This window comes from Actinomadura sp. WAC 06369, from assembly GCF_003947565.1.
GTDB classification, from domain to species: Bacteria; Actinomycetota; Actinomycetes; order Streptosporangiales; family Streptosporangiaceae; genus Spirillospora; species Spirillospora rifamycini.
In genome coordinates this window covers 62007-70797 of record NZ_QHJN01000022.1, presented here as the reverse complement: position 1 = coordinate 70797, position 8791 = coordinate 62007, and the positions used below count along the sequence as shown (strand labels likewise).

General features: G+C 76.0%; 11 protein-coding genes. 7 read left to right on the top strand and 4 right to left on the bottom strand.

Annotated elements, in window-relative coordinates:
* A partial coding sequence (locus tag DMH08_RS40915; RefSeq protein WP_199747694.1) for a hypothetical protein occupies positions 1–199 on the top strand: 199 nt, incomplete at its 5' end.
* Positions 200–210: 11 nt separating this feature from the next.
* Positions 211–906 (top strand): hypothetical protein, encoded by a 696-nt coding sequence (locus DMH08_RS08895; protein WP_199747693.1) that lies wholly within the window; start codon positions 211–213, stop codon positions 904–906.
* 15 nt (positions 907–921) lie between these two features.
* Here DMH08_RS08895 and DMH08_RS08890 read toward each other — a convergent pair whose 3' ends face one another.
* Positions 922–1425 (bottom strand): nuclear transport factor 2 family protein, encoded by a 504-nt coding sequence (locus DMH08_RS08890; RefSeq protein ID WP_026401629.1) that lies wholly within the window; start codon positions 1423–1425, stop codon positions 922–924.
* Between the two features lie 96 nt (positions 1426–1521).
* On the opposite strand from DMH08_RS08890, the gene DMH08_RS08885 reads away from it, so the two are divergent.
* The gene (locus tag DMH08_RS08885; protein WP_125612924.1) at positions 1522–1962 is read left to right on the top strand and encodes an archease; all 441 of its coding nucleotides are present in this window, start codon (positions 1522–1524) and stop codon (positions 1960–1962) included.
* Positions 1963–1979: 17 nt separating this feature from the next.
* On the opposite strand, the gene DMH08_RS08880 is transcribed toward DMH08_RS08885, so the two are convergent.
* From DMH08_RS08880 to lhgO, 3 genes are all read right to left on the bottom strand, one after another.
* The gene (locus tag DMH08_RS08880) at positions 1980–3401 is read right to left on the bottom strand and encodes an RtcB family protein (RefSeq protein ID WP_281173415.1); all 1422 of its coding nucleotides are present in this window, start codon (positions 3399–3401) and stop codon (positions 1980–1982) included.
* Positions 3398–4045: a dienelactone hydrolase family protein gene (locus DMH08_RS08875; protein ID WP_425248245.1), complete on the bottom strand. Its 648-nt coding sequence runs from the start codon at positions 4043–4045 to the stop codon at positions 3398–3400. Before DMH08_RS08875 ends, DMH08_RS08880 begins: the two co-directional genes overlap by 4 nt.
* 72 nt (positions 4046–4117) lie before the next feature.
* Positions 4118–5326, bottom strand: a complete 1209-nt coding sequence (gene lhgO, locus DMH08_RS08870) for an L-2-hydroxyglutarate oxidase (protein WP_026401625.1) — start codon at positions 5324–5326, stop codon at positions 4118–4120.
* Between the two features lie 159 nt (positions 5327–5485).
* Between lhgO and DMH08_RS08865 the strand changes: the two genes are divergently transcribed.
* The 4 genes from DMH08_RS08865 to DMH08_RS08850 all read left to right on the top strand — a co-directional run bounded on the left by DMH08_RS08865 (position 5486) and on the right by DMH08_RS08850 (position 8784).
* Positions 5486–6295: a CoA transferase subunit A gene (locus DMH08_RS08865; protein WP_125612931.1), complete on the top strand. Its 810-nt coding sequence runs from the start codon at positions 5486–5488 to the stop codon at positions 6293–6295.
* The gene (locus tag DMH08_RS08860; protein WP_125612922.1) at positions 6292–7038 is read left to right on the top strand and encodes a CoA-transferase subunit beta; all 747 of its coding nucleotides are present in this window, start codon (positions 6292–6294) and stop codon (positions 7036–7038) included. Before DMH08_RS08865 ends, DMH08_RS08860 begins: the two co-directional genes overlap by 4 nt.
* 25 nt (positions 7039–7063) lie before the next feature.
* Positions 7064–7861: an IclR family transcriptional regulator domain-containing protein gene (locus tag DMH08_RS08855; RefSeq protein ID WP_125612920.1), complete on the top strand. Its 798-nt coding sequence runs from the start codon at positions 7064–7066 to the stop codon at positions 7859–7861.
* 125 nt (positions 7862–7986) lie between these two features.
* Complete coding sequence (locus tag DMH08_RS08850; RefSeq protein WP_026401621.1) at positions 7987–8784, top strand: class I SAM-dependent methyltransferase; 798 nt, start codon at positions 7987–7989, stop codon at positions 8782–8784.
* Positions 8785–8791 lie beyond the last annotated feature (7 nt).

Below are 8791 nucleotides of genomic sequence, written 5' to 3'. Positions count from 1 at the left end.
GGCCGACTTCGCCGGGGCCGACGGGCACGCCGAGGCCGCGAACCGGCTGGCCGAGCGGCACGAGCGTCCGCTGGTCGAGGTGTTCACCCGCTGGTACGGCGCGCTGCGGACCGCGGCGGGCGGGGCGCGCGGGCGGCGCGGGAGGCGGTCGCGATCGCGCGGCGGCTGGACGATCCGGCCCTGCTGGGCTTCGCGCTGAACGCGGTGTTCATGCAGACGTTCGGGCGGGCGGGCCTCGCGCCGGAGCGGGACCGGATCGGGGCGGAGCTCGTCGGGCTGGCCGCGCGGAACGGGCTGGCGACCTACGAGGTGCTCGGGCACCTGGTCCGGCTGCAGGCGCGCGCCGCGCTGGCCGACTTCGCCGGGGCCGACGGGCACGCCGAGGCCGCGAACCGGCTGGCCGAGCGGCACGAGCGTCCGCTGGTCGAGGTGTTCACCCGCTGGTACGGCGCGCTGCGGACCGCGGCGGGCGGGGCGGCACCGGAGGAGGCCGAGGCGGCGTACCGGGACGCGGCGGCGCTGCTGCCGGGGGCCGGGATGCCGGGCCTGGAAGCGGGGCTGCTGCCGCTCGCGCGGCTGAGCGTGCGCGTGCTGCACGACCTGCCCGCGCCGACCGATGCCGCCGGCTGGGGCCCGTACGAGCCGTGGGCGCGCCCGCTCGTCCTGCTGGCGTCCGGGCGGGAGGCGGACGCGGCGGCCGCGCTGCGGCGGGTGCCCGAGCCGCCGCCCGACCTGATGCAGGAGGCCATGTGGTGCCTCGTGGCCCGCGCGGCGGCCGCGGTGGACGACCGGGCGGCGCTGGCGCGGGCCCGCGCGGCGCTCGCCCCGGCGGCGGGCGAGCTGGCGGGCGCGGGCAGCGGGCTGCTCACCTTCGGGCCGGTCGCCCGGTACCTGGACGGCGGCTGAGCACCGCGGGTCCGCTCAGGCGAACAGGCCCTGGAACGTGACGCCGTCGGGCAGCGGGCGGGCGATGCGCCACAGGACCGTCACATGCGACGAGCGAATGAGCCACCGGCCGTTTTCGACCTCGTAGCGGTCGTCGTACTCGATCGCGCTGACGGACTCGGTGCCCGCGACCCGGTCCACCTGCCGGAAGCGGAGGGTCCACGCGCCCTTCGCGCGGCCGCCGCCGAGCGGCTCGATCACCGGGTGCATCGCGTGGTGCATGTCCAGGACGACGTAGCGTCCGTCGTCGTCCCGGGCGAGCCCGACGCTCCGGAAGACCGCGGTGAGGGCGTCGCGGTCCTCGAACGCGCCGGTCGGGCCGTAGTCCATGGTCGCGCCCTCGGCGACGAAGCAGTCCCGGAAGGCGTCGGCGTCCTTGCGGTCGCAGGCCCGCAGGTACCGGTACTTGAGGGCCTTGATCTGCTCGACGGCCTCGAGCGCGGCCACGCGCTCCTCGAGCGTCCCGCGGGTGGTCTCCATCCTCGGGACGCTAGGCGGCCGGGCCGCGGGCCGGGACCGGCGCTCCCGCCCAGCGGGACGGGGTTTCGCGGGCCCCGCCGCGGGTAGGCGGGGCGGGTGGCTTGTGGCGGCCCGTCCGGGCGGGGGCACCGGGGCGTCCCGCACACCGCGGACCTGCGGATCGAGGCGTGGGCGCCGTCCCGCGAGGCGTGCATCGCCGAGGCGGTGGCCGCGCTGGTGGAGAGCTTCGCCGACACCTCGGGCGTGCGGCGGGCGCGCACCGTCGGGTGGGACGTGCCGCCGGGGCCGGACGAGGACCTGCTGGTCGCGGTGCTCGACGAGGTGATCTTCCGGCTCGAGGTCGAGGGCGACATCGTGCTCGGCGCCGGGTTCGGCCCGGCGGACGGCGGCGGCCTCGCGGCCCGGCTGACGGTCGGGGACGTCGTCGAGGCGACGGCGGTCGGGGCGGTGCCCAAGGCGGTGTCGCTGCACGGCCTGCGGTTCGGCGCCGATCCGGACTCGGGAGTCTGGTCCTGCGCCGTCACGGTCGACGTCTGACGCCGCGTCCCGTCCGGCTACCCCTTCACGACGCCCACGGGGACGAGGCGGGCGACCTTCCGGCACAGGCCGGCGCCTTCGGCGGCCTCGACGACCGCCGACACGTCCTTGTAGGCGCCCGGGTGCTCCTCGGCGAGCCCGCGCCACGACGAGGCCCGCACGGCGATGCCGTCCCGCTCCATCGCGGTCCGCAGCTCCTTCCCGTCGACGCCGCGGGCGGCCCGGTGGCGGCTCTGCGCGCGGCCCGCGCCGTGGCACGCGGACGCGAACGCGGGGGCGCCCGCGACGCCGGCCAGCACGTAGGACGAGGTGCCCATCGTGCCCGGGATCAGCACGGGCTGGCCCGCGCTCCGCAGGTCGTCCGGCAGGTCCGGGTGGCCGGGCGGCAGCGCCCGGGTGGCGCCCTTGCGGTGCACGCACAGCCTGCGGCGGCGCCCGTCGACCACGTGGTCCTCGAGCTTGGCGAGGTTGTGCGAGACGTCGTAGACGAGGTCGAGGCGGGCGCCCGCGGCGCGGCGGAACACCGCGCGGGCCGCCTCGGCGAGCAGCTGCCGGTTGGCGCGCCCGTAGTTCGCGGCGGCGGCCATCGCGCCCAGGTAGGCGCGGCCCTCGGGCGACTCGACGGGCGCGCAGGCGAGCTGCCGGTCGGGCACCGCGATGCCGTGGCCCGGCATCGCCCGCTCCATCTCCCGCACGTGGTCGGTGCAGATCTGGTGGCCGAGACCGCGCGACCCGCAGTGGATCATCACGCAGACCTGGTCATGGCGGATCCCGAACGCCTCGGCGACGGCGGCGTCGTACACCTCGGCGACCCGCTGGACCTCCAGGAAGTGGTTGCCCGACCCGAGGCTCCCGACCTGCCGGGCGCCCCGCTCGACGGCCCGCCCGCTCACCCGTCCGGGGTCGGCGTCGGCGACCGCCCCGGCGTCCTCGCAGCGCAGCAGGTCGCGCTCGTCGCCGTGGCCGCGCTCGACCGCGTAGCGGGACCCGCCGGTGAGGATGCCGGTCAGCTCCGCCCGTCCGGGCAGGTGCCAAACCGCGCCCCGCCCCATCCCGCGCGGGATCACCGGGTCGAGGCCGTCCATCACGTCCGTCAGGACGGGCGCGAGCGCGGCGGCGTCGAGGTCGGCGGCCAGCAGCCGGACGCCGCACGAGATGTCGAACCCGACGCCGCCGGGCGACACGACGCCGCCGTCGGCCGGGTCGGTGGCGGCGACGCCGCCGATGGCGAACCCGTACCCCCAGTGCACGTCCGGCATGGCGTAGGACGCCTCCACGACGCCCGGCAGGGCGGCGACGTCCGCGACCTGGCCGATGGCCCGGTCGGCGGCGTCCACCAGCTCCCGGGACGCGAACACGACGCCGGGCACCCGCATGGCGCCCGCGGGCTCGATGCGGAACCGGTACGGCGCCTCCTGCACCAGGTCCACGGGGGTCATGCCGAAACGGGATGCTTCAGGTAGTGGCCGAACCAGCGGACGGCCATGTCCGTGGCCTGCTCGAGGGTGCCGGGCTCCTCGAACAGGTGCGAGGCGCCGGGGACGATCTCCAGCCGGTGCGTCGCCCGGTGCATCCGGTCGGTGGCCTGGTCGTTCAGCCGCAGCACCTCCGGGTCGCGGGCCCCGACGATCAGCAGGACGGGCGCGCCGACCCGTTCCAACGCAGGCCCCGCCAGGTCGGGGCGGCCGCCGCGGGACACGACCGCGCCGACCAGGCCGGAGCGCTCGGCGGCCGCGGCCAGCGCGGCGGCGGCGCCGGTGCTCGCGCCGAACAGCCCGATCGGGGTGCCGGCGGTGCGCGGTTCGGCGGCGAGCCAGTCGACCGCGCCGACGAGCCGGCGGGTCAGCAGGCCGATGTCGAAGCGCAGCTCCCGGGTGGCGTCGTCCACCTCGCCCTCCCGGGCGGTGAGGAGGTCGATCAGCAGGGTGCCGATGCCCGCCCGGTTGAGGCCCGCCGCGACGGCCCTGTTGCGCGGGCTGTGCCGGGAGCTGCCGCTGCCGTGCGCGAAGAGCACCACGCCGCTCGGACGGTCCGGCAGGGCCAGATCGCCCGGCAGCGCGGCGTCCCCGAGTCCGAGTGTCACGTTCGCGGTTTCCATAGCGCGGGGGCTACCCCCGCGCTCGCCGCCCATTCCACCGCCGGGGCGGCGGCCGGGTCAGGGCGCCCGCCCGTCCTCGATGACGTCGAGGACGTGCTCGGCGATGGCCATCGAGGAGGTCGCCGCGGGCGACGGCGCGTTCCGGACGGTCGTGACCGGGCCGAGCCGGTTGACGCGGAAGTCGTCCACGAGGGAGCCGTCGCGGTCCAGCGCCTGGGCGCGCACGCCCGCGCCCGCCCGGACGACGTCCCGGGCGCCGATCTCCGGCACGTAGCGCCGCGCGGCCCGCATGTAGGCGCGTTTGGAGAACGAGCCGTACATCTCCTTCGCGCCGGTGCGCCAGTGGCGGGCGGCCATCCGCCAGAAGCCCGGGAAGGCCGCGATGTCCCGCACGTCGCGGGCCGAGGCCGCGCCGCGCCGGTAGCCCTCGCGGGACAGGGCGAGGACGGCGTTGGGACCGACCTCGACGTCGCCGGAGACGCGCCTGGTGAAGTGCACTCCGAGGAACGGGTAGCGGGGGTCCGGGACGGGGTAGATCAGGCCCCGCACCATGTGCGCCTTCGCGGGGACGACCGTCATGTACTCCCCCCGGAACGGGACGATCCTGGGGCCGGGCTCGTCGCCGGCCAGGACCGAGACCGCGTCGGCGTGGGCGCCCGCGCAGACGATCAGCTCGTCGACCCGCTCGGCGCGCTCGCCGGACGCGACGACCAGCCCGCCGCCCGCCCGCCGGGTGACGCCCGTGACGGGGAACGACGTGCGGACCTCGCCCCCCGCGGCGACGATCTCGTCCGCGAACGCCCGCGCGATCAGCGTGTAGTCGGTGATCGCGGTGTGCGGCGAGCAGAGCGCCGCCCGCCCGGTGCAGTGCGGCTCGATGTCGCGGATCTCCGCGGGCCCCGCGCGCCGCATCCCGGGCACGGCGTTCGCGCCGGCGCGCCGTTCCAGGTCGTCCAGCCGCGCGACGTCGGCGGCGGTGACCGCCACGACGAGCTTGCCGCACTCCTCGTACGGGAGCCCCTTCTCCGCGCAGTACTCGCGGATCATGGCCCGCCCGCGGGCGCACAGCGCGGCCTTCAGACTGCCGGGCGGGTAGTAGATGCCGGCGTGCACGACGCCGGAGTTGTGCCCCGTCTGGTGGGCGGCCACCCGGTCTTCCTTCTCCATGACGACGACCCGCGTCCCGGGGCGCCGCCGGGTGATCTCGCGGCCGATGGCGAGCCCGACGATGCCCGCCCCGACGATTCCGGTGATCCGGTCGGCCATGTGCGTCGTCCTCCGTTCGCGGTCCGTCCCCGGCGCCCGGCCATTCTGCCCGGCGGCCGGCCGGCCGGGCGGCACCCGGGGCATGTGTGCGCGTACCGTGTGTTCGCATACCGTACAGTTGTGTGCGATGCGAACATCGAGCGAGGGGAGGCGGCGGGGATGGCGGAAATCGTCTCGCTGGCCGAAGCCGTCGGGGAGCTGGTCCGCGACGGGGACGAGGTCGCGCTGGAGGGGTTCACCCACCTGATCCCGGTGGCGGCCGGGCACGAGATCATCCGGCAGGGGCGCCGCGGCCTGACGCTCGTCCGGATGACGCCCGACATCGTCTACGACCGGCTCATCGGCGCAGGGTGCGCGCGCAAGCTGGTGTTCTCGTGGGGCGGCAACCCGGGCGTGGGCTCGCTGCACCGGTTCCGGGACGCCGTCCAGAACTCGTGGCCCGCCCCGCTCGAGATCGAGGAGCACAGCCACGCCGGGATGGCGAACCGGTACGTGGCGGGCGCGTCCGGGCTGCCGTTCGCGGTGCTGCGCGGGTACCGGGGCACCGGCCTGCCCGCGCAGACGGCGAACATCGAGCCGATCACGTGCCCGTTCACCGGCGAGGAGCTGACGGCGGTGGCGGCGCTGAACCCGGACGTCGGCGTGGTGCACGCGCAGCGCGCGGACCGGCGCGGCAACGTCCAGCTGTGGGGCATCCCCGGCGTCCAGAAGGAGGTCGTGCTCGCCTCGAAGCGTTCCCTGGTCACCGTGGAGGAGATCGTGGACGAGCTGGAGGAGCGGCCCGGCGCGATCACGATCCCCTCGTGGGTGATCACGATGGTGGCGGAGGCGCCCGGGGGCGCGCGGCCCTCCTACGCGCACGGCTACTACGAGCGCGACAACGACGCCTACCGCGCGTGGGACGCGGTCAGCCGCGATCGCGAGAAGTTCCGGGCGTGGCTGGAGAGCGAGATCGGGGTGCGGGCATGACGTACACGTCGGACGAGATGATGACGATCGCCGCCGCGCGGGAGCTGCGCGACGGCACCGCGTGCTTCGTGGGGATCGGCCTGCCGAGCACCGCCGCGAACCTGGCGCGCCGCACGCACGCCCCGGGGCTCGTGCTCGTGTACGAGTCGGGGACGCTGGGCGCCGAGCCGGAGCGGCTGCCGCTGTCGATCGGCGACGGCGAGCTCGCCGAGACGGCCGCCGCGGTGGTGAGCGTCCCCGAGGTGTTCAACTACTGGGTGCAGCCGGGGCGCATCGACGTCGGGTTCCTCGGCGCCGCGCAGATCGACCGGTTCGGCAACATCAACACCACGGTCATCGGCGGCTACGGCGACCCGGAGGTGCGGCTGCCCGGCGCGGGCGGCGCCCCGGAGATCGCCGCGCACTGCGGCGAGGTGTTCGTGGTCGTCCGGCAGTCGCCGCGGACGTTCGTGGACCGCGTCGATTTCACGACGTCGGTCGGGTTCGGCGCGGGACCGGGCGACCGCGAGCGGTTCGGGCTGCGCGGCGCGGGGCCGACCTTCGTCGTCACCGACATCGGCGTGCTCGAACCGGACCCGGAGACCCGCGAGCTGACGCTGACGCGGCTGCACCCGGGCTCGACCGTCGAGCGGGCGCGGGAGGCGACCGGCTGGGACCTGAAGGTCTCCCCCGGGCTGCGCACCGGCGAGCCGCCCGCCCCGGACGAGCTGGACGCGCTGCGGGCGCTGACGGCCGCGGGCTGAGCCCGTCCGCCATAATGGTGCGCTGATGACCACCGAGGACGAGCGCGGCGCGCACTTCGTGCAGTCGCTGGAGCGCGGCCTGGCCGTGATCCGGGCGTTCGGCGCGGACGCGCCCGAGCTGACGCTCAGCGACGTCGCGCGCGCCACCGGCCTCACCCGGGCCGCCGCCCGCCGATTCCTGCTCACGCTCGCCGACCTCGGGTACGTGCGCACCGACGGGCGGCTGTTCTCCCTCACGCCGCGCGTCCTGGACCTGGGGTACGCGTTCCTGTCCGGGGTGTCGCTGCCGGAGATCGCGCAGCCGCACCTGGAGCGGCTCGCCGCGCGGGTGCACGAGTCGACGTCGGTGTCGGTGCTGGACGGCGCCGACGTCGTCTACGTCGCGCGGGTCGCGGTGTCGCGGATCATGGCGGTCGGCATCAGCGTGGGCACCCGGTTCCCCGCGGCGGCCACCTCGATGGGGCGGGTGCTGCTGGCGCACCTGCCCGACGCGGAGCGGGACGCGCTGGTCGACGCGTGGGACCCGGCGCCGCCCGCCTCCCGCGCCGTCCCGTCGAGGGACGCGCTGCGCGCCGAGCTCGGGAAGGTGCGCGAGCTCGGCTGGGCGATGGTCGACCAGGAGCTCGAGGAGGGGCTGCGCGCGGTGGCGGCGCCGCTGCGGGACCGGGACGGCCGGGTGGTCGCGGCGGTCAACATCTCCACGCACGCGAGCCGCACGCCCGTCGCGTCCGTCCGGCGCGACCTGCTGCCGCCGCTGCGGGAGGCGGCGGCGGCCATCGAGGCCGATCTCGCGTCGCTGCCCGCGGCGCGGCGCGCCGTCTAGCCGGAGCGCCGTCTGGCCGGAGCGCCGTCGGGGGCGGGCTTTGCCGGGCGGCGGCGCGGTCCTGGGTTTAGCCCGTGGCCCCTCGGGTCAGATCTCCCGCAACCCACGCACCGAGGACGAGGCCGATGACCGATCCCCTGCCGCCGACGCGCCGCAACCGCGCGAGCCTGACCTACCGGCTGCGGTACGCCGCGCGGAACCCGGACAAGATCAGGGCCCACCTGTCCCGCATGTCGCGGGACCTGAAGCTGCGCGCGGTCAACCGGAACCACGTCGCGTACTACCGGGCGGTGATGAAGTCCGACACCGCCCGGAACCCGGAGGCCGCCGTCGGGAGCCGCAGCCACGAACGCTGGCTCGCGCTCGGCCGGATGCAGTTCGACTACCTGCGCGAGCACGGCCTCAAGCCGGACGACCGGATGCTGGAGATCGGCTGCGGCAACCTGCGCGCCGGCTGGCGGTTCATCGACTTCCTCGACGCCGGCAACTACTACGGCGTCGACATCTCGCCCGACATCCTGCTCGCCGCGCAGAAGACGCTCGTCCGGCACGGCCTGCGCGACAAGACGCCGCACCTCGCCCTCGTCGACGACCTGAAGCTGGAGTTCCTGCCGTCCGAGCGGTTCACGGTCGTCCACGCGCACAGCGTCTTCAGCCACTCCCCGCTCCACGTCATCGACGAGTGCCTCGCCCACGTCGGCCGCGTCCTCGCGCCCGGCGGCTTCTTCGACTTCACCTTCGACCGCACCGAGGGCGCGGAGCACCACGTCCTGCGCGAGGACTTCTACTACCGCACCGAGACCCTGACCCGGCTCGCGGAGCGCCACGGCTTCACCGCCCGCTTCATGGAGGACTGGGAGGAGCTGCCGCACGGCCAGTCCAAGATCCGCGTGACCCGGCCGGAGGCCCGGGCGGAGCCCTGACGGGGCC